We start from the raw sequence: 18,922 nt of genomic DNA on the forward strand, positions 1-18,922 counted from the left end.
AGAAATATTCGTTCGGAGCAACGAACTCCTCTAGATTAACTGACACTAACGTTTTCATTCCGAGGGCCGAACCTGCGAACGATGACCGACGGCGAATCGAACTCGACCGCGGCTCTCGACTCGGTGAGCAACTCGACCCGGGTCAAAATCCTGCGAGCGCTGGCGGACGCATACGGCGATTCGCTGACCGACCCGTGGCTCGCGTACAGCGAGCTTCAGGAGGCGGTCGGTATTCGTGACAACGGAAACTTCAACTACCACCTCGACCAGCTCGGCGGCCTCGTCGTGAAGAGTTCGCCGGGGTACAGACTCTCGCGTATCGGGATGTCGGTCGTCTCGGCCATCTCCTCCGGCGTCTTTGACACCGAACGGACGTGGGGTCCGGTGGACGCACCCGGTCACTGTCGCCACTGTGATGACCCATGGCAACTCCGCTACGAGGACGGTATCCTCTGGCTCACCTGCGGAACCGACGAGCATTCCGTCCCGCTTTCGATACCGCCGAGTCTTCTCGAATCACACCCGGAGGGAGACGAGGAGGAAATCGTCGAACGAATCGCGTTTCTCGAAAACAGATGGGGGTCGCTCACTCGCCGTGGAATCTGTTCGGAGTGCCAGGGGTACGTCGAGGGGGAAATCGAGACCATACCCGACGACCCTGACCACTACCATTACCACGGCCTTTGTCGTCGATGCGGATTCCACCACGGGATTCCGGTCGGGATGTTCCTCGCCAGCCATCCCGCCGTGACGAGTTTCTACTACGACCGCGGCGTCGATGTCCTGACCGCTCCGTTCTGGACGTTGGAGTTTTGCACGCCCGGCCACGAGACGGTGCTATCCACGGACCCGTTCCGGCTGAAAGTGGACGTGAATCTGGACGGTGAAACCCTCTCGCTCACGCTGAACCGGGACGGCACTGTCGTCTCGACTGCGATAGCAGGGACGTCCGCCGAAAACCCGTGAAACCGTTAGCGCGGCGTCAGGACTCTCCAAACCGACTGCTGGCGGCCCCTACTCGTCGTCGGTGGTCGCGTCCTCGTTGCTAACGTCGGTCGTTTCCGACTCGTCAGCCAATGGAACTACCGTTCCACCACACTCCGGGCAGGCGTCGTGGTTCGTGTAGAGGGACGTTCCGCACTCCGTACACTCGTAACTCGCCTCCTTGGCCGCGACCGCCTCGGAAGTCTGCTTGAACTCCTCGACTTTCCGGCCGATATTTTTGAACAATCCCATCGTTACTCGGACAGAGGTGCATCGGACGGTTAAGTCTTGGTGAGCCGAGAGCTATGCGATACTCGTTCGAACGACGAACCGAATCGCCGCCGCCGATTCAGTCGAAAATCCGTTCCTTCGAGGACTCGCTGAAGCCGTCGCTCGCCTCCCTCGCCGTCTCGTAGACGCGCCGGAGTTCGACGATGGGTTTCTCGTGGGCGTCGACGCGCAAGTCGTGGAAGGCGGTCGTTCGCGGCGCCTTGACCATCACCGCCGCCGAGGTGTGCCCGCGTTTGTCACCGCCCGCGTCCTTTCCTGCCGCGAGGGCGTCGATGAGCCGGGACACGAGGCCCTCCTCGTCGTCACCCGCCGCGAACGTTTCGGCCAATGCGTCCAGCGTTTCCTCGCCGACGAGCATGTTCCCGGCCACGGTGAGGTCGTTTTCCTCGTGGACCTGATGTCCGAACCAGCCGTCACAGCCGTCCCCGGAGTGAGCGAAGGCGTTTCCACGCGCGTCGAGTCCGTGTACCTGCCGGAGGTGGCTGTGGTCGTCCTGTTCGAGCAGTCCCGACAGCGCGTCGTCCACGCCGAGGTCAGGGAGGAGCGCGACGCCCCGACGCCCGAGACGGACGTTGACGAAACTCTGCGTGCTGATAACCCCGTCGTGAGTGACACACGGCGCGAGCGCGCCGACGGCAGGTGCATCCGTGGCGACGGCGACGCCGAAACTGGTTCCCTCCGCTCGTTCCTCTCTGACACAGATGGAGAACGTCATTGGTATGTCATTCGTTCACATACGCATAAGACGCACCCCGGACCTATTTGGTATGTATTTTAGGCCCGCTTCTGAGTATGACATGGTATGACGCAACCCGATTTGGACAGGTTTACCTCGCGACGTTCGACCGTTTACGCGCCGAACGGCGTCGTCGCCACCAGTCAACCGCTCGCCTCGCAGGCGGGCGTCTCGATTCTGCAGCAGGGGGGGAACGCCTTCGATGCCGCCGTCGCCACCGCCGCCGCGCTCAACGTCGTCGAACCGACGAGTACCGGACTCGGGGGCGACGTGTTCGCGCTGTATCGTACCGCGGACGGCGACGTCGGTGCGATGCGGAGCTGTGGCGGTGCGCCAGCGGAGGCGACCATCGAAAACGTCCGCGCGTCGTTGAAGGAACACGACGACTCGACGGCGTGGTATCCGGAAAACCGCGGCTACGCCGTAGACGGAACCGAGGACACCGACGACCTCGGCATGCCGTTTCTCGGACCACACGCCGTCACCGTCCCCGGAACTGCTCGCGGATGGGAAGCGACTATCGAGCGGTTCGGAAACCTCTCCCTCGATGACACGCTCCAACCCGCCATCGACTACGCCATCGGTGGCTATCCCGTCTCCGAAGTCATCGCCTCCCACTGGGTCGGCGCGGAGACGCTCTTCAAAACGGACCACGCCCGCGAGGCGTATCTGAAGGACGGCAAGGCACCGAAAGCGGGCGAAACCATGACGCTTCCCCGCCTCGGCAAAAGCCTCCGTCGAATCGCGGAGGAGGGCGCGGACGTGCTGTACGAGGGCGACATTGCGGAGAAAATCGCGGCGGAAGTCCAGTCGCAGGGCGGCTTCCTCACCGTGGACGACCTCGCGTCGTTCGAACCCGAGTTCCCGGACCCGGTTTCGACGACGTACAACGGCGCGGAAATCTACGAACTGCCGCCGAACAATCAGGGGCTCATCGCGTTAGAGGCGCTCAACATCGCCGACGAACTCGGCGCGAGCGACCACCCCATCGACTCCCCCGAACGCGTCCACTACTTCGCGGAGGCGATGAAACTCGCGTTCCACGACGGCCACCGCTACATCACCGACCCCGAGTACGAGGAGGCTCCGCCGCTGGCGTCCGACTCGTGGGCGGAGAAGCGGGCGGCACACGTCGGCGAGAGTGCGAACCACGACGTTTCGTTCGGCGTCCCCGACGCGAACGCGGAGGACGCGGACACCGTCCTCCTCTGTGTCGCGGACGACGAGGGCAACGTCGTCTCGTTCATCAACTCCCGCTTCGCCGGGTTCGGCTCCGGGCTGGTCGCCGGAGACACCGGTATCGCGCTCCAGAACCGCGGCGCGTCCTTCTCGCTCGACCCCGACCACCCGAACCACCTCGAACCCGGAAAACGTCCGTTCCACACCCTGATTCCGGCGCTCGCAAAATTCGACGACGACGACTGGGCCGCCTTCGGCGTGATGGGCGGGTACATGCAACCGCAGGGTCACGTCCAAGTCGTCTCGAACATCGTGGACTACGACCTGCCGCTACAGGCCGCACTCGACGAACCTCGCTGGCGCTACCGTGAGGACGGCACCCTCGCCATCGAGGGGAGGATGGACGGCAACCTCGCCACGAAACTCACTCGAAAAGGACACGACGTACGCGTTCTCGCGCCGGTGCTCTTCGGCGGCGCACAAATCGTGAGAAACGATAACGGCGTCCTCTCCGGCGCGACCGAACCGCGGAAGGACGGGAACGCGTCCGGCTACTGAACTACTCTTCTTCTTCTTCGTCTTCGTCGTCACTCTCCGCATTCGCCGTCTCTTCCTCATCGCCGTCTTCGTCCGCCGCTTCCTCCGACTCCTCGGCGGCGTCTGTCGTCGCGCCCGCGTCGGTGTCGTGAATCTCGATTTCCATCGGGCCGGTTCCCGACTCGCCCAGTTCCTCTAACTCTTCTTCGAGGCTCGATTCGCTCTGGCTCTTCCCGACGATGTAGCCCGCGATGAAGGAAACTCCGATGAGGGCGAGCGTTTTGAGTCCCGACCCGGAACTCCCCGCGTTCTCGGCTTCGGCTTCCGCTTCCTCGTCTGTCGTGTTCTCGGACATACCATCCGGTTTGCGGGTGAGTGACTTTTCCGTTGTGGTCAGAGATAGAGATTCGACTGCCGTCGCTCGATATCGAGCGCAGAAAAAATCCGGTTCGGGCCGGGTAGTTCCCCGAACCCCCCAAAACGCGTTACTGTGCTTCCGCTTCGGTTTCGACCGTCGGGTTCTGCTCGGTTTCGCTACCGGACTCCTGCATCTCGGCGAGTTCCGTCTCGACTTCCTCGCGGCCTTTCTTGAACTCGCCCATGGCTTCACCCGTGGAACGCGCGAGTTTCGGAATCTTGTTTGCACCGAACAGGAGGACCGCGATGAGCAAAATCACCGCGAGTTCCATCCCACCGGGAACCGGCCCGAACAGCGGAATCATTTCGACTACCATCTGTGTTAAACGATACCGGACGGTTATTTATAGGCTTTTTGCCTCGTGCTAACTGTTACCACGACTCTGTTCGTGGCGTGTCGTGGACGGCTGATGAGTATGTATCTGTATGGTTTCATTTCTCGCCTCCCCGTCTCTCGTTTTCTCTGAAACTGCAATAGATGGCTCTTTCAAACGGTCTGTACGGACCATTTCCCATCAACAATCCAATCCCTATACGGACAAATAAAAATATTTATATATCTTCTCCGGCGCGAAACTGGATATGGAGTCACCTACTTCGTCGGAAACGGGTACGCAGAACTTACAGTCGAACACCCTCGCGTCGTTTTGTACTCGCGGGGTCACGTTCGGTCTCCTCTCGTATCTCGTCGGCTACCTCCTCGTCGCCGCGCTGTTCGTCGTCGGTCCCGCGAACGTCGAGGGAACGCTCGATGTCCAACTCAAGTGGTTCGGGTTCGCCTTCTACAACGCTCACTTCATCCCGATAGTCGTCGGGAGCCAATCGTACAACTACATCACCGAGGCCACGAACCCGGCAGTTCCGTCGTTCGTGTACTTTTTGATTCCGGTCGTTTCGCTACTCGCGGTGAGTGCCGTGTTCTCCTCGCGCAATCAGTTGGGTGAGACGGTCGAAACCGTCGTCTACTCCGGCGCGAGCGTCACCGTCGGTTACGCAGTGATTGCCGTCCTCGTGGCGCTCATGCTCACCCTTCACGTCGACTCGATCACGGCGCAACCGGACCTCCTCAAATCGGTCGTCATCGGTGCGGCGTATCCCGTCGTGTTGGCGACCGTCGCGGCATTCGCGGTCACGTTCCTGCGGCGATAACTTCCTCGAACTCTCACCGCTCGCGGTTACGCACTGCTCTCTTTTTCGACGAACTCGACCACCGCTTCCGTCCCCTGAAACCCGTCCGCCATCCGAGCGACGAGTTCGCCCTCCTCGAACAGTAGAAGGGTTGGTACGCTCCGAACGTCGTACTGCTCGACCAACGAGAGGTCGTTGCCGGGATTGACCATCGCGACCGTGGCGTCGGTCACGCGAGCGACGTTCCCGACCACGGGTTCGATGGCCTGACAGAGTGCACAGCCGTTCGTGTAGCAATCGACCAAAAGGAGGTCGTGGTCGTCGATTACCCGGTCGAGTTCGTCGCCGTCTTCGACCCGCAGCGGCTTCGTGTCGTCCTCGTTCACGGTCGAGCTAAGTGTGCCGCGCACTTGGAGGGCTCGTTTCCGGAATCCCGTGCTCCCTGTTCTCGGTCGTCGCTTACGCGTGGCGTTCGATTTCCGAACGGAGTTTCGTTTCCATCTCCCGCGCACCTTCGCTTGCGAACGAGAGCTGTGACCACCGCTCGTCGATGTCGGCCATCTCGGAGAGGAGACTGCCGCGGCGGTCGATTTCCAACTTCACGTCGAGACCCGTTTCGGTTTCGGTGGCGATGACTTCGAGTTCGTCGAGTTTTCCGGCGAAGGGTCCGGCGTGGGGGACGAACTCCAACTCCTGGACGAACTTCCCCGAGAATACCGAACCCGGTGCCTGCTCGCACTGAGCCTTCCGGAGCCTGAATCCGAGCGAGTCGAGCGCGTCCATGAACGCGCCGAGTTTCGGGCCGGGTTCGACCTGAATCGGGTCCCGGTCGTCGGGGTCCACCGACCAGTCGATGTCGAGGCCGGTTTCGAGCCACACGTCCGTCCGACCGGCCGTGATGGGCGTATCGAGGGGGACGTCGATGGTGACGTGGAACGTCCGCTCCTCGTCCGGGCCGACGGTGAACGGGTCGGCAACGTGGAACTTGTCGATGACGCCGGTCCGTACGTTGTCGTCGGTTTCGTACCGGGTCAGTAGCGCGAAATAGATGGCATCGACTTCCTGTTCGGCGGAGCCACCTTCGATGCGGACCTCGGCGTCGACCGACTCACCGGCCGTGACCGTCGTTTTCGGGAGGACTGTATCGACGCGGGCGGAACCAATGCCAACGCGGGAAAGGATTCGTTTCATTCCACCGGACACTTGCTCCATTTCCGATATAAGCTTTCTCGATGTGGGTCGGTGCCGTTCGACACGGCTTTGTGTCTCGACACCGCCCTTTCGAGCGATGTCCATGCCGGAACGCGCCGTCCGGGAATATCTTCATTCCGAGGGGAGGGAAACGATTCTCGCTACGCTGCGCTGTGCTGACCGGGTTGCGAAAAGATGGGGCGGCGACTCGACCACGTCTCGGAACGCTGTCGTCGGACCACTCTCGCGGGAACTTCGGGAAACAGGGTTGCTGTCTCGATTCCCGGACCTGCTCTCGGCGGCAGTCGCGGCTGCCGGATTCTCGCTCCCGGCTCGGCCGGTCCCTGCGCCGCCGTACGTCGTCGTTACCAGTCGGGGGCCGGTCCTCCGCGCTACGCTCACGGAGGGTCGTCTCGTCATCTCCTTTTGCCTCTTCGACGTGATTCGTGGAGGTGAAACTCGGTACGTTCGGGCGACGAACGACCACCGGTCCGCTATCTCCGTCGAACTCAAATAGAACGTTTCGGTGGGCTGTCGATACCTGAATGGACTTTCCCCCATCGAGTTGACTGTAGGAGTCGGTTTATGTCTCTTCCTCGTCGCCTTCGAGGAGAGCGAGTAGTTCTAGCAGTCGCTCCGAATCCCCTGATAGCCGAACCACGTCGTTCTCCCGTTCTTACTCCACGACACCGTGGTCCACCATCCGAGGGATATCGTTGTGGTAGAGATTCAGGTAGACGGATATAACCTCGTCGTCGTCGGTTTGGGGAAGCGCTACATCGTGCTGATTCAGGCGTTTTACGATGAGGCGTCGCCGTCGCTCCTCGAACAGGCTCAGTACCGTATCGACCGATAGCTCGTCGGGCAGCGGGTCGGCCAGCTCGTCAATTCTGGAATCCGCAACCATATCTCTAGTAACGCCCCCGAACTGGAAAACGTCATTGCGGAAACCACACCTCAATTGGTACGGATTCAACAGAACAACTCCGATTTCATGCCGGTTTTCACAATCCGAGTTACGGACCGACTCGGACGAAATCACGTTCGGTTCGAGGGGGCGGAACGAGTCCGCGGAGGTTCGCGGCCGCTGTTACGGATTACTCCTCGGTAGCTTCCTCACCAAAGTGGTCGAACGGTTGGACGCGTTCCGTTTTCACGATATCCGTACTCACGATGTCCATCCCGAGTTCGTGTATCCGTTCGGTTATCGAATCGACCGTATCGGAGTCGACGGCGACAGCTTCGACGTGCAGGTTTTCGGTTCCGGTCAACAGTTCCCGGACGGTGACGACTCCGGCCACTCCCATCACCCGGTTGGCGAGTTCCGACCGCTCGGACGGGGGCGCGCGGCAGACGATAATGACGTACAACTGATAGTTGGCCCGCTCGTAGTCGATATCCGGGTTGTACCCCTTGATCACCCCGGCCTCCTCCAATCGCTGGATGCGGTTTCTGACGGTGCTCGCCGACATGCCGACCGTTTCCCCCATCCCGGCCGCCGTGCTGTTTCGTGCGTCCTGTTGAAGTGCGTGAAGTATCCCCCGGTCAACGTCGTCGAGTCGAATCGGGCCCATGAACGGGACAACAGCGTTTTGATTGATGAGGCTTGTGTCGGTTTCGCCGCCCGATTCCTACGGCGGTTCGACGCTCACGGTTCCCGCCGCGCCGCCCGCGATTGCGCCTTCCACTGCAACGATTGCCCCCGCGAGGAGGGGGAGAGCGATACCGAGTTGCGCGTCGTACGCGGCCACCCAGAGCGGGATGCCACCCGTCGCTATCAGGTAGTTCATGCCCCACAGCGCGCCCACTTCGCTCCCCGGTGTCGCCATCGTATAGCCGAGGACGACCGCGAGCATCGCACCGCCGATTACTCCCGAAACCAGGCCGTGGCGAAGTCCGTCGCGCCAGTTTCCTCCCGCGAACCATCCGGCGATGTACCCACCTGCGAGACCGACGCAGAGGAGAGCAACCGCTGCCGACGTACGGACGCCTCGTGGGAGCGGTATCGTTGCACCGACGGCGACCGCGAGCAGGTCGACCAGCACCCCCGCACCGACCGCTTCGAATCGCATGCCCCACACTGGGCGTTTCGCGCGGGAAGGCGTTTCGGCTTCCCTCGGCCCGATTCGAACGCTCGATGGGGTTCGAACGTTAAGTGTTCCCGCATCGTCGTTCCGGTATGGTCCGGCAACTCGCGCCCGGCGTGTGGCTGCTCGAACTCGCGGTCCCCGTCGTCGGTGCGAACGCCTTCCTCGTGGACGACGGCGAGGTGACGCTCGTGGATGCGGGCTTGCCGCGATTCGGGTTGCGCCGTGAACTCCGCGATGCGGGCTACGACGCCAGCGACATCGACCGCGTGCTGGTCACCCACTACGATATCGACCACATCGGCGGCCTCCGTGACCTCCCCGTCCGCGACCTTCCGGTGTTCGTCGGCGAGCGGGATGCGGACCTCCTCGCCGGGACGTACGACCCGCCGCTCTTCCATCACAAGGGCGCATTCCACCGTCTCGCCCGTCGGGTCGTTTCCATTCCCGCCCGCTTCGACATGCGCCCCGTCTCGAACGGTACGCGAGTCGGCGGGTTCACGTCTTACCACACGCCCGGCCACAATCCGGGCCACACGGCCTACGTCCACGAGGAGTTCGGTCTCGGCCTCCTCGGCGACCTCGTCTGGGAGCGCGACGGAGCACTGACACCCCCCGAATGGTGGGACTCCTACGACACCCGCGAAATCCGGCGCAGTATTCGGTCGTTCGCCGGTAGCGTTCCTCCCCTCGACCTCCTCTGTATGGGACACGGAACGCCCATTCTCCGCGGTGGGTCGGACGCGCTCGCGTCGTTGGTTCGACGATTGTGACGCATTTTTCCATTTCTCGCCTCCAGCGTACGTTCTGCCGTTCGAAACTATCGGTTCCTCTCAGCCGCAACTCCGACCGCTAAGGTCCGTCCGCCCCGATTCTCGGCTTTGCTCGGGACCCCGCGTCCCTCACTCTGTCTCGTCTCCCGCTTCGCTTCGGTCGGGAGAGCAATCGTCCGATATCGGCATACGGATTTTCGGTCTCTCACACTCGTCCGCTTCACTACCGGGGTGGTACGCCGGGCGGACCGAGCGGACGCAAAGCGTCCGCGAGGGGAGCAGGCGGTGGGGTGGGTGGTCCCTAGCGACTGCAATCACCATCGTCGTCGTTGGGCAACTTCACTCGACTCCTCCACTTCTCTGACCGACCTCACCACTTCTCGGAAGGGGGATTCCCACTCCATCGTTCCGAAGGGACTCTCGCTCACACGACCGCTTAAACGCCGAGTTCATCGGCGACGTCGTACAGCGAATCGGCGGTCAGGTCGGGGTCACCGTCGAACGGTTCCCACGGCATGTCCTTCCGATTCAGCCACACGCCCTGCATCCCGGCGTGACGTGCCCCCATCACGTCGAACCACCCCGCGGTGACGTGGGCGAGTTCCTCGATTGGGTCTCCGATTCGGTCCGCGGCGTGGCGGTACAGTTCCGCGTCGGGTTTGAACGTCGCCACCTCGTCGGCGCTGATGGTATCCGAAATCAGGTCGCCGATGTCCGCGTGCTCGACCATCGATTCGAGCATCTCGGGGTTGCCGTTGGAGACGACGTAGCAGTCGTACCCGCCGTCTCGCAATCGCTGGACGCCGTCCCGAACGTCGTCGAACACGTCGAGTTCGTGGTAGACGGCGAGGATTTCGTCGCGCTCCTCGGCCGAGACATCGGCGTCGTGTACTGATAGGGCGTATTCGAGCGCGTCACGATTCATCTCGTAAAACGGCTGGTAGGCGTCCACGTGGTTCGCGACGAAGGTGTATTCGAGCGACCGAGCGCGCCAGAGTTTCGAGACCGGTTCCGGGTCGGAAACGCGCTCGGCAAGCGCTTTCTCCGCGGCGTCCACGTCCACTAACGTGCTGTACGAGTCGAACGTCACCGCCGAAACGCGGTCGGGGTCGAAGGTCATGTGTCGAGTCGATTTGGGTGGCGGCGAGTTAACCGCTGGGGCGCGGGAGCGGTGGGAGAGGGGGCGACAGTACGATTATTCTCTTCCCCGTCGTACAACGCTCATGACCACGACAACAGGCGATTCGCTCCTTCGGCTACTCGTCGTTGCGGTTCTCGTCCTGCTGTTGGTACCGATGTTAGTGATGGTGTTCGCGTTCCCGATGATGGGCGGGTGGATGATGGGCGGTCGGTACGGCGGATACGGCGCGATGTCCGTCTGGGGATGGTTGATAGTGTTTCTCCCGTTCGGCCTCCTCGTCGCCCTCGGCGTTCTCGTCTACCGAATACTTCGTGACGGCGAGTTCGGAACCGACCCCGCGCTTTCCGAACTGCGGATGGCGTACGCTCGCGGCGACATCTCGGAAGAGGAGTTCGAACGACGCCGGGAGCGACTTCGCGGTGAGGAATGACGATTAGTCGGCGGCGTGGCCGCTTTCGTCCCGCATCTTCTTCGGGTTCATCATTCCCTCCTTGACTCCGAACCGGACGAGCGCGGCGTTTACGGGATACGCGAACAGGAACCCGACCGAGAGCGAGAAGACGAGCGACCCCCAGAAGAGGGGTTCGCCGAACGTCGCCCCCCCGGCGAGCAGGAGGTCCGTACCGATGGCGGCGATTTCCATGACGGTTATCGACGGCGTCTCGCTGTAGAAAGCGTCCATGAACGCGGACCGGAACCCTTCACCCTCCTGCATCAGGGGACCGACCGTCAGGGCGTAGCCGAACACGTATGCGAGCGCGAACGTGCCGACCGCCTGTACGAGCGTGCTTCCGATGGCAAGCGCGCCCGCGATGGCGACCAACCCGACGACTTCCCCCGCACCACACCCGGAGTAACAGTGTGCGGTGGAGCGGAAGCCGCGACGCCACAGCGAGTCGTGGGATATCTGGGTTCGTCCGGCGAACCAATAGATGGCCAGACCGAACGGCCCGGAGTACAGCACCACGAGCGTCCAGACGAACTTCATCAGCGACGGAAGCGCTTCGTTTCGCTTTCGGATGTCCCACCAGAGGACGCCGACACAGACGAGGAGAAGAAGTCCCCACGCACCGAGTATCGTCGGACTCGACAGTATGGGCTTCAACAGCTTTCTCGCCGGTTCGAACGCGTGTTCCACCTGCTTTAGGGCGTGTGTGAGTTGCATTCGATGGACACCTCTCTTTCCCGCGGTCGGATTCAAACGTATGTGACGGCGCTTTTATACGATTCTGGCTAATAAAGGTGAAAAACGGGCCGTCGAAACGCCGGAATCCAACCCCACACCCGATTCGTGGCTCCTGCCGTCCTTTTTATTGGTGGCCGGACACGCGAACCGGTTCGTAGGGCTCTTCGAGATACGCCATGTCGCCGGATGAGAGGTCGATGTCGAGCGCTTCGACGGCCTCCTCCAAGTGCTCGATGCTGGTCGTCCCGACGATGGGGGCGTCCACGGCGTCCTTGTGGAAGAGCCACGAGAGCGCGATTTGGGCCATCGTGACGCCCTTCTCGGCGGCGAGTTCCTGCACGCGCTCGTTGATTTCGTCGCCGCCGCCTTCGGCGTACGGGTGTTCGTGTGCGTAGTCGTCCGTCTTGCCGCGGGTGGTGTCCTCGAACGCCTCGTGCGGGCGGGTGAGGAAGCCACGGGCCAGCGGACTCCACGGGATGACGCCCATCCCTTCCTTCTCACAGAGCGGCAGCATTTCGCGCTCTTCCTCCCGATACGTGAGGTTGTAGTGGTTCTGCATCGTGACGAACCGGTCCAGTCCGATTCGCTCGCTGGTGTACAGCGCCTCGGCGAGTTGGTGTGCCCACATCGAACTCGCGCCGAGGTAGCGCACCTTCTCACGCCGAACCGCATCGTCGAGTGCCCGCATGGTGGTTTCGATGGGCGTGTCGGGGTCCCAGCGGTGAATCTGGTAGAGGTCGATGGTGTCCATCCCGAGTCGCTCACGGGAGTTGTCGAGTTCCTGTTCGATGGCCTTCCGCGACAGCCCTCCGGAGTTGGGGTCGTCCTCGTTCATCTGGAAGTAGCCTTTCGTGGCGACCACCATCTCGTCGCGTCGGCCCTCCAGTGCCTTCCCGAGGATTCGCTCGCTTTCGCCCCTCGAGTACATGTTCGCCGTGTCGAAGAAGTTGATACCGAGTTCGATGGCACGGTCGATAATGGGCATACTTTCCTCCTCGTCGAGAACCCACTCGCGCCAGTCACTCGACCCGAAGCTCATGCAGCCGAGACAGATTCGGCTGACCTCCATTCCGGTGTCACCGAGCGTCGTATACTCCATGTACGCTCGCTCGTTTCCGCCGAGCAAAAAGCTACGGGCAACGGTGATTCGTTCGCATAGACGCTCGACTTTCCTGTCGGAAATTTAACAATTCGGGACGGACGACGCCATTGATTTCGATAATACTAATTATTAGACAACGAATACGATAGTTGACAGGCTAGTTGAAACAATGATCGATGACATCCGCGTACTATCCGTTAACCCTCTCTCGGACGCGGGTGTTTCCTCGGTCCATCTCGCTGACGCCGCCGAGAATTTCTCCGTCTTGGAAGCACAAACCGCCGATGAGGCACTCGATATGCTGGACGAGTGTCGTATCGACTGTGTTCTCAGCGCGTACACGCTTCCAGAATCAGACGGTATCGAGTTACTACACGCGGTCAGAGAGACGCGGGCCGATCTTCCGTTCCTCCTCTACACCGAATCCGGAAGCGAACGAATCGCCAGCGAAGCTATCTCCGCCGGTGTGAGCGATTATCTCCGTGCCGAAGAGATGGACGCGGAGACGCTTGCAGAGAGAGCAGAACAGTTGATACATCCGTCCGATACGAACGGAACGGACCGACGATTCAACCATTATCGGTCTATCGTGCAAGCGATGGGTGATGGGGTGTACATGCTGGATACCAACGGATACATGACCGCCGTCAACGATACGCTCGTCGACATCTCCGGGTACGAACGTGACGAACTTCTCGGCCGACACGTTTCGGTCCTGCTGGCCGCGGAGGACGTGAGACGTGGGACACGCCTCATCAAGGACCTCCTCGATGGCAGCGACGACGTTGGCCAGTTACAGGCGATACTCCATACGGCGGACGGGCGGACCATTCCGTGTGAGGCCCGTATCGGGTTGCTCGTTCACGACGACGTGTTTCGCGGGACCGTGGGCGTCTTCCGCAGTATCGAGGAACACGAACACGTCAAGAAGGAACTCCGCGATGAGAAACGACGAATCGAGGAACTGCACGAGGTCGCATCCGAGATGGAGACGTGCCAGACGACGACCGACATCTGTGAGTTGACCGTCGAGGCAGCGGAAAGTATTCTCCAATTCGATATCTGCGGCGTTGACCTCGTCAAGGACGACCACTTCGTCCCGGCCGCGATTTCGACCGGCATGACGGACGATGGATACACCAAACTCCGCACCGATGAAGGAATCGCCGGGAAGACGCACCGGAACCACGAAACCTACGTTCTCGACGACGTGCGAACGGTGTCGGATGCGGTTCCGGCACAGGCAGAATATCGGTCCCTCCTCAGCGTCCCTATCGGCGACGTTGGCGTCTTTCAGGCGGGTTCCCGCGACGTCGCTTCGTTCGACCGAGACGACGCCGAACTGGCCGAACTGCTGCTTTCACATACCGTAGAGGCGCTTCGGCGAATCAGCTCTCAGACCGCGCTCCGCGAGAGCGAGGAAAAGTATCGCACGCTGGTCGAACAGAGCCACGACGCGATTTACATCTATCGCAACGATATGTTCGAGTTCATAAATCAGCACGTGTGCGAGCTGTCCGGGTACACGCGGGACGAACTCATGGGGATGGAGGTTTGGGACTTGATACACCCGGACGACCGCGAGGAGGTACAGCGCATCGCAAGCGTTCGGAGTCGGGGCGAACACTTCCCTCACTACGAAGCGCGTGTCGAGACCAAAGGAGGCGACATCCAGCACGTCGAGTTCAGCGTCCGAGTCATCACGTACGACGGCGAACGGGCGTTCCTCAGTTCCGCCCGCGACGTGACGGAGCGAAAACAGCAAAAGCAGGAGCTCAAGCGGCAGAACGAGCGGTTGGAGGAGTTCGCCAGCGTCATCTCTCACGACCTGCGCAACCCGTTGAACGTCGCACAGGGGCACCTCGAACTCGCCAGAGAGCGCGGGGAGGACGTCCACTTCGAGAAATCCGAAAACGCCCTCGACCGCATAGAAACCCTGATCGCCGACCTCTTGACGTTAGCACGACAGGGCCAGGTCGTCAACGAAACGGAGTCGGTCGAACTCCCGAGAATAGTACGACAGGCGTGGTCCAACGTCGATACCTGCGAAAGCGTACTCGTGGTGGACAAACTCGGCTCTCTCGATGCCGACCCCGGTCGTCTGCAAGAACTGTTCGAAAACCTGTTTCGGAACGCCGTCGAACACGCCGGGGACGAGACGACCGTTCGCGTCGGCGAACTCGCGGACGGCTTTTTCGTCGAGGACGACGGTCCCGGAATTCCGCTCGAAGACCGCGAGGCCGTGTTCGAGCACGGGCACACGACGACAAAGAGCGGGTCGGGATTGGGGCTGTCGATAGTCAAGACCATCGCCAACGCCCACGGGTGGTCTATCGCCGTGCGCGACGGACCGGGCGGCGGGGCTCGGTTTCGGATTTGCGAGACGCAGTAGTCCCGCAACTCCCGTTTATCGACCTACACCCACCGGAACCCTTCCACGGTCGGCGCTGGCAGCGGACTCGATTGTAACCCGGCGCTCGGTTCCGGGTCGTTGTATCCCCGGGGAGCCACGTCGTTCGGCCCGTCGGGGTAGAACAACGACGCCAACAGTTGAATCTGCCCGCGGCCGACGCCGAGTTCAAACTGTCCGCCGCCGTACAGGCGAACCCCCCGTTCGGTACAGTAGTCGAGCGCGTCGAACAGCGACTCCACGCTCCCGAAGCGCGACGGCTTGATGTTCAACCATCGGGGTTCGAACGGGCGCGATTCGATGCTTTCGACGCCCGTAATCGGTGCGTCCCACGACACGCGCTCGCTTACGGAATCGAGCACGGCCGCCGTTTCGTCGGTGTACGCGGGGTCCTCGATGACGGCGTCCGGTAACGTGTCCGCTACGCGCTCGTACAGCGCCGCGTTCGGAGATTGACCGACCTCAGCCTCGCCGTACTCCGCTTTCATGTCCACGATGCGGACCCGCTCCGTCGCGGCCAGTTCCGAGACGAGTTCGTCGTCCCACTCCGGCGTGGCGTCGAGTTTGAACCCCGTTTCGGGGTCGATATCGAGCCACTCGCGTACCCGCTCGGCGCTCGGCGGGTCTCCCAACCGCGTACTCACGACGAACCGCACCTGTCCGGGCGTACGGTCGAGGAGGGATGCGAGGTCCGTATCCGCCTGCCGAAGTGCGAGGTCGAGCGCCGCGCTCTCGAAGGCCCACTGACGGTAGTGTCGGAAGTCCTCCCGAGACGGTCCGACTGGGAACAGGTCGACTTTCGATAGCTCCGTCGAGAACTCGTCGAGGGTGAAGGAACCGGTCAGACCGAACTCCAACTCCTCCAATCCGTACTGGTCCTCGGCGTCGTACGTTACGTCCTCGCCCTTGCCGACTTCGTCGCCGCCAGCGAGCGCGATTTCGGTCGTGACGCGCGTGAAGTCACTCGACGTCTCGCGTTCGTGCGGTTCGAACGAACAGGAGTCTATTTCGAGCGGTAAATCTGCGACTGACTCGTAGAGTGTCATCGTACGATAAAACGAGCGGAATGGGGATAACTTCCGGGTCGGGGTCGTAATCCACGAGTGCGGTTTCCATGCCGTCAGTTCAGTCCGCGAGCACTTCGCCTATATCCCTAACCGAGTCGAGTACGTAGTCCGGCGTTACGTCCGATTCGGCGAGGGCCGCCGCCGTCGTCACGCCCGAACGCACCAGCACCGTCGTCGCCCCGATTCGCTCCCCGAGTGCGATGTCCGTGTCGAGTCTGTCGCCCACGACGAGACACTCCTCGGGCGACACGCCGAGGTGGGACAGTGCGGCCTGCCCCGCGTCCTTCGACGGCTTTCCGAGGACGTGGTCCGGGTCCCGCCCCGCCACGCCCGCGATAGCCTTGAGGATGGCACCCGACCCCGGAACCAGTCGTTCGCGGGCGGGTATCGTCACGTCGGGGTCCGTTCCGACGAACCATGCTCCGTCTTCGAGCGCCCAGAACGCCTCGGTGAGCGCCTCGTAATCGAACTCGCGGTCGATGGACGCGACGACGACGTCGGCGGCGTCTGGGTCGTCGCGAACCGCGAACCCGCGCGCTTCGAGCAACTCGCCGAGATACGCCTCTCCGACGACGAAGACGTCTTGCCCGGCGTGTTCGGCTTCGAGGAACTCGGCCGTGACGAGCGCCGAGGTGAGTACTTCCTCGGCGTCGATGGCGATGCCGTTAGCCGCGAGTCTGTCGACGTAGTGTTCCGGCGGTCGGGTCGGATTGTTCGAGAAGAAGAGGGGCGTGATTCCCGATTCTCGCAGCGCCCTCACGGCGTCCGCCGCACCGGGCAGGCCGTCGTCGCCGCGAACGAGCGTTCCATCCACGTCCACAACCGCGCCGCGATAAGTCGCCATTGCCGGGGTAGACGAACCCCGAGGTGTTGAGTCGTCCGGTGGAGTGATGGCCGACGGACGTGGCGGTTCAGCGCAACTCCGCCGTCCGGAACTTCGTGTGACTCCCGCGACGGATTCCATCCGAGGACGGCAGAATGAAGTCATCCGACTTACAGTCTTACGATAATGGCCGACCGACCCGGGCGCGTTCCGTTCACCGTCTTTCCGTCAGTCTCACGGCAGCGACGTCGGGCGTTTCTCTATCTCGCCTCGTTTGCGGGGGTACTCGTGCTGTACACCGTCGCGTACATGTGGGGGATGGCGATGTTCGAGGATGCACCACGGACCGTTCTACAGGCGTTTTCCGTCGTCATCGAGACGTTCACGACGACCGGCTACGGCGTCGATGCGGGCAATTGGACGACCCCACAGATGCGCCTGCTGATGGTGACGATGCAGATATCCGGAGTCGTTCTCATCTTCATGGCCCTCCCCGTGTTCGTCGCGCCGTGGGTTCAGGAGGCGCTTCGAGTCAGTCCACCGACGGCCCTCGACGACGTGGAAGACCACATCGTCATCTGCGGCTACTCGCCGCGCGCCGAGACGCTCATCGACGAGTTTCGCTCGTGGGACCGCGAGTACGTCGTCGTCGTCCGGGACCGAGAGGAGGCGCTCGATTTGTACGAGCGGAACATCACCGTCGTCCACGGCGATCCCGAATCGGCGGATACGCTCCGGAGCGTCCACGTCGAGGACGCGGATGCCGTCGTCGCGGACGCGACGGACGAGCAGAACGCCAGTATCGCGCTCGCGGTCCGCGAGGTGTCCGACTCGGTTCGCGTCATTACCCTCGTGGAGAACCCCGATTTGACCAACTATCTCCAGTACGCCGGTGCGGACCAAGTGATATCGCCGCGCCACCTCCTCGGTCACAGCCTCGCGGAGAAGGTCACGGCGTCCGTGACCGCCGACCTCGGCGAAACCGTGACCATCGGCAAGGACTTCGAAATCGTCGAACTCTCCATTCAGGCCGGGTCGGAAATCGACGGCACGAGGCTGGACGAAAGCGGCATACGGGAGCAAACCGGCGCGAGTATCATCGGCCTGTGGCGGCGCGGGGAGTTCCAGAGTTCGCCCTCCCCGGAGACTGAACTGGACGGAAACACGATCCTCCTCGTCGCCGGTCGGGAAACCCAACTCGAACGGCTCAAGGAGATGACCCTCTCGGAGGGCCGGGGGCCGATTCGCGGGTCGGTCATCGTCGCAGGATACGGCGAAGTCGGTTCGACGGTGGAGGAGGCCATGGAATCGAAGTCCATGCGAACGACGGTGGTGGATAAAGCCGACAAGGACGGCGTGGACGTGCTCGGCGACGTCACCGACGAGAACGTCCTGCAGGAGGCCGGGGTGAAGTACGCCAACGCGCTCATCCTCGCGCTCGCGGACGACACGACGACGATTTTCGCCACGCTCATCGCGCGCGAACTCGCGCCGGGGGTCGAAATCGTCGCCCGAGCGAACGAGACGGACAACATCGGAAAGCTGTACAGCGCGGGTGCGGACTACGTCCTCGCGCTCGAAACCGTCAGCGGGCGGATGCTCGCCTCGACCATCCTCGAAGGCGAGGAGATAATCTCCCCCGACAAGCAGATAGAAATCCTCAGGACGACCGCACCGCGGTTGAGGGGTCAGAGTTTGCGGGACGCCGCGGTCAGAACTCGGACGGGGTGTACCGTCATCGCAATCGAACGGGACGGCGAGGTCATCACCGACTTGGGTCCTGATTTCGTGATTCGCCGCGACGACCAACTCATCATCGCGGGAACCGACGACGACACGAACGAGTTCGCGGAAATCGCACAGTGAGACT

The 18,922-nt window shown here is 62.1% G+C and carries 22 protein-coding genes; 8 read left to right on the forward strand and 14 right to left on the reverse strand.

The window, feature by feature from the left end; all coding sequences use genetic code 11:
• Window positions 1-81 precede the first annotated feature (81 nt).
• Entirely contained in the window at window positions 82-966 is an 885-nt protein-coding gene (locus tag AC1XDK_RS19000) for a DUF7351 domain-containing protein (RefSeq protein ID WP_483351536.1), read from the forward strand.
• Window positions 967-1,014: 48 nt separating this feature from the next.
• On the opposite strand, the gene AC1XDK_RS19005 is transcribed toward AC1XDK_RS19000, so the two are convergent.
• Window positions 1,015-1,236 (reverse strand): DUF1272 domain-containing protein, encoded by a 222-nt coding sequence (locus AC1XDK_RS19005; protein ID WP_483351537.1) that lies wholly within the window; start codon window positions 1,234-1,236, stop codon window positions 1,015-1,017.
• Window positions 1,237-1,333: 97 nt separating this feature from the next.
• On the reverse strand, window positions 1,334-1,990 hold the full coding sequence (locus AC1XDK_RS19010; RefSeq protein WP_483351538.1) for a DUF1028 domain-containing protein: 657 nt from the start codon (window positions 1,988-1,990) through the stop codon (window positions 1,334-1,336).
• Between the two features lie 87 nt (window positions 1,991-2,077).
• Between AC1XDK_RS19010 and ggt the strand changes: the two genes are divergently transcribed.
• A complete protein-coding gene (gene ggt / locus AC1XDK_RS19015) occupies window positions 2,078-3,748 on the forward strand; it encodes a gamma-glutamyltransferase (RefSeq protein ID WP_483351539.1) in 1,671 nt (556 codons plus the stop codon).
• A 1-nt stretch (window position 3,749) separates the two neighbouring features.
• Here ggt and AC1XDK_RS19020 read toward each other — a convergent pair whose 3' ends face one another.
• Both AC1XDK_RS19020 and AC1XDK_RS19025 read right to left on the reverse strand, forming a co-directional pair.
• Window positions 3,750-4,082, reverse strand: a complete 333-nt coding sequence (locus AC1XDK_RS19020) for a hypothetical protein (RefSeq protein ID WP_483351540.1) — start codon at window positions 4,080-4,082, stop codon at window positions 3,750-3,752.
• A gap of 130 nt (window positions 4,083-4,212) precedes the next feature.
• Window positions 4,213-4,461: a Sec-independent protein translocase subunit TatA/TatB gene (locus tag AC1XDK_RS19025; RefSeq protein WP_483351541.1), complete on the reverse strand. Its 249-nt coding sequence runs from the start codon at window positions 4,459-4,461 to the stop codon at window positions 4,213-4,215.
• Window positions 4,462-4,726: 265 nt separating this feature from the next.
• Here AC1XDK_RS19025 and AC1XDK_RS19030 point away from each other — a divergent pair, with 265 nt between their 5' ends.
• A complete protein-coding gene (locus tag AC1XDK_RS19030; RefSeq protein ID WP_483351542.1) occupies window positions 4,727-5,293 on the forward strand; it encodes a DUF7978 family protein in 567 nt (188 codons plus the stop codon).
• Between the two features lie 26 nt (window positions 5,294-5,319).
• Here AC1XDK_RS19030 and AC1XDK_RS19035 read toward each other — a convergent pair whose 3' ends face one another.
• Both AC1XDK_RS19035 and AC1XDK_RS19040 read right to left on the reverse strand, forming a co-directional pair.
• A complete protein-coding gene (locus AC1XDK_RS19035; RefSeq protein ID WP_483351543.1) occupies window positions 5,320-5,658 on the reverse strand; it encodes a thioredoxin family protein in 339 nt (112 codons plus the stop codon).
• A gap of 73 nt (window positions 5,659-5,731) precedes the next feature.
• Window positions 5,732-6,463, reverse strand: coding sequence for a sporulation protein (locus AC1XDK_RS19040; RefSeq protein ID WP_483351544.1), 732 nt, complete (start codon window positions 6,461-6,463; stop codon window positions 5,732-5,734).
• A gap of 97 nt (window positions 6,464-6,560) precedes the next feature.
• On the opposite strand from AC1XDK_RS19040, the gene AC1XDK_RS19045 reads away from it, so the two are divergent.
• Window positions 6,561-6,980, forward strand: coding sequence for a DUF7988 family protein (locus tag AC1XDK_RS19045; protein ID WP_483351545.1), 420 nt, complete (start codon window positions 6,561-6,563; stop codon window positions 6,978-6,980).
• Window positions 6,981-7,139: 159 nt separating this feature from the next.
• Here AC1XDK_RS19045 and AC1XDK_RS19050 read toward each other — a convergent pair whose 3' ends face one another.
• From AC1XDK_RS19050 to AC1XDK_RS19060, 3 genes are all read right to left on the reverse strand, one after another.
• Window positions 7,140-7,370, reverse strand: a complete 231-nt coding sequence (locus tag AC1XDK_RS19050; protein ID WP_483351546.1) for a hypothetical protein — start codon at window positions 7,368-7,370, stop codon at window positions 7,140-7,142.
• A 190-nt stretch (window positions 7,371-7,560) separates the two neighbouring features.
• A complete protein-coding gene (locus AC1XDK_RS19055) occupies window positions 7,561-8,037 on the reverse strand; it encodes an Lrp/AsnC family transcriptional regulator (RefSeq protein ID WP_483351547.1) in 477 nt (158 codons plus the stop codon).
• Window positions 8,038-8,094: 57 nt separating this feature from the next.
• On the reverse strand, window positions 8,095-8,535 hold the full coding sequence (locus AC1XDK_RS19060) for a hypothetical protein (RefSeq protein ID WP_483351548.1): 441 nt from the start codon (window positions 8,533-8,535) through the stop codon (window positions 8,095-8,097).
• A 107-nt stretch (window positions 8,536-8,642) separates the two neighbouring features.
• Between AC1XDK_RS19060 and AC1XDK_RS19065 the strand changes: the two genes are divergently transcribed.
• Window positions 8,643-9,323 carry an MBL fold metallo-hydrolase gene (locus AC1XDK_RS19065; RefSeq protein WP_483351549.1) on the forward strand — a complete coding sequence of 227 codons (681 nt, stop codon included), beginning with the start codon at window positions 8,643-8,645 and terminating at the stop codon, window positions 9,321-9,323.
• A 436-nt stretch (window positions 9,324-9,759) separates the two neighbouring features.
• Here the strand turns inward: AC1XDK_RS19065 and AC1XDK_RS19070 are convergent, their stop codons facing one another.
• Entirely contained in the window at window positions 9,760-10,443 is a 684-nt protein-coding gene (locus tag AC1XDK_RS19070; RefSeq protein WP_483351550.1) for a haloacid dehalogenase type II, read from the reverse strand.
• Between the two features lie 103 nt (window positions 10,444-10,546).
• Here AC1XDK_RS19070 and AC1XDK_RS19075 point away from each other — a divergent pair, with 103 nt between their 5' ends.
• Window positions 10,547-10,894 carry an SHOCT domain-containing protein gene (locus AC1XDK_RS19075; RefSeq protein ID WP_483351551.1) on the forward strand — a complete coding sequence of 116 codons (348 nt, stop codon included), beginning with the start codon at window positions 10,547-10,549 and terminating at the stop codon, window positions 10,892-10,894.
• 3 nt (window positions 10,895-10,897) lie between these two features.
• Here the strand turns inward: AC1XDK_RS19075 and AC1XDK_RS19080 are convergent, their stop codons facing one another.
• Together AC1XDK_RS19080 and AC1XDK_RS19085 are read right to left on the reverse strand one after the other, a co-directional pair.
• Window positions 10,898-11,629, reverse strand: coding sequence for a DUF4396 domain-containing protein (locus AC1XDK_RS19080; protein ID WP_483351552.1), 732 nt, complete (start codon window positions 11,627-11,629; stop codon window positions 10,898-10,900).
• Between the two features lie 145 nt (window positions 11,630-11,774).
• Entirely contained in the window at window positions 11,775-12,749 is a 975-nt protein-coding gene (locus AC1XDK_RS19085; protein WP_483351553.1) for an aldo/keto reductase, read from the reverse strand.
• Between the two features lie 172 nt (window positions 12,750-12,921).
• On the opposite strand from AC1XDK_RS19085, the gene AC1XDK_RS19090 reads away from it, so the two are divergent.
• On the forward strand, window positions 12,922-15,144 hold the full coding sequence (locus AC1XDK_RS19090) for a PAS domain S-box protein (protein ID WP_483351554.1): 2,223 nt from the start codon (window positions 12,922-12,924) through the stop codon (window positions 15,142-15,144).
• 23 nt (window positions 15,145-15,167) lie between these two features.
• On the opposite strand, the gene AC1XDK_RS19095 is transcribed toward AC1XDK_RS19090, so the two are convergent.
• Both AC1XDK_RS19095 and AC1XDK_RS19100 read right to left on the reverse strand, forming a co-directional pair.
• A complete protein-coding gene (locus AC1XDK_RS19095; RefSeq protein WP_483351555.1) occupies window positions 15,168-16,208 on the reverse strand; it encodes an enolase-like domain-containing protein in 1,041 nt (346 codons plus the stop codon).
• A 79-nt stretch (window positions 16,209-16,287) separates the two neighbouring features.
• Complete coding sequence (locus tag AC1XDK_RS19100) at window positions 16,288-17,073, reverse strand: HAD-IIA family hydrolase (protein WP_483351556.1); 786 nt, start codon at window positions 17,071-17,073, stop codon at window positions 16,288-16,290.
• 165 nt (window positions 17,074-17,238) lie between these two features.
• Between AC1XDK_RS19100 and AC1XDK_RS19105 the strand changes: the two genes are divergently transcribed.
• Entirely contained in the window at window positions 17,239-18,918 is a 1,680-nt protein-coding gene (locus AC1XDK_RS19105) for a potassium channel family protein (RefSeq protein ID WP_483351557.1), read from the forward strand.
• Window positions 18,919-18,922: the final 4 nt, after the last annotated feature.

The sequence above is a fragment of the Haladaptatus sp. HS23 genome, from assembly GCF_056892285.1.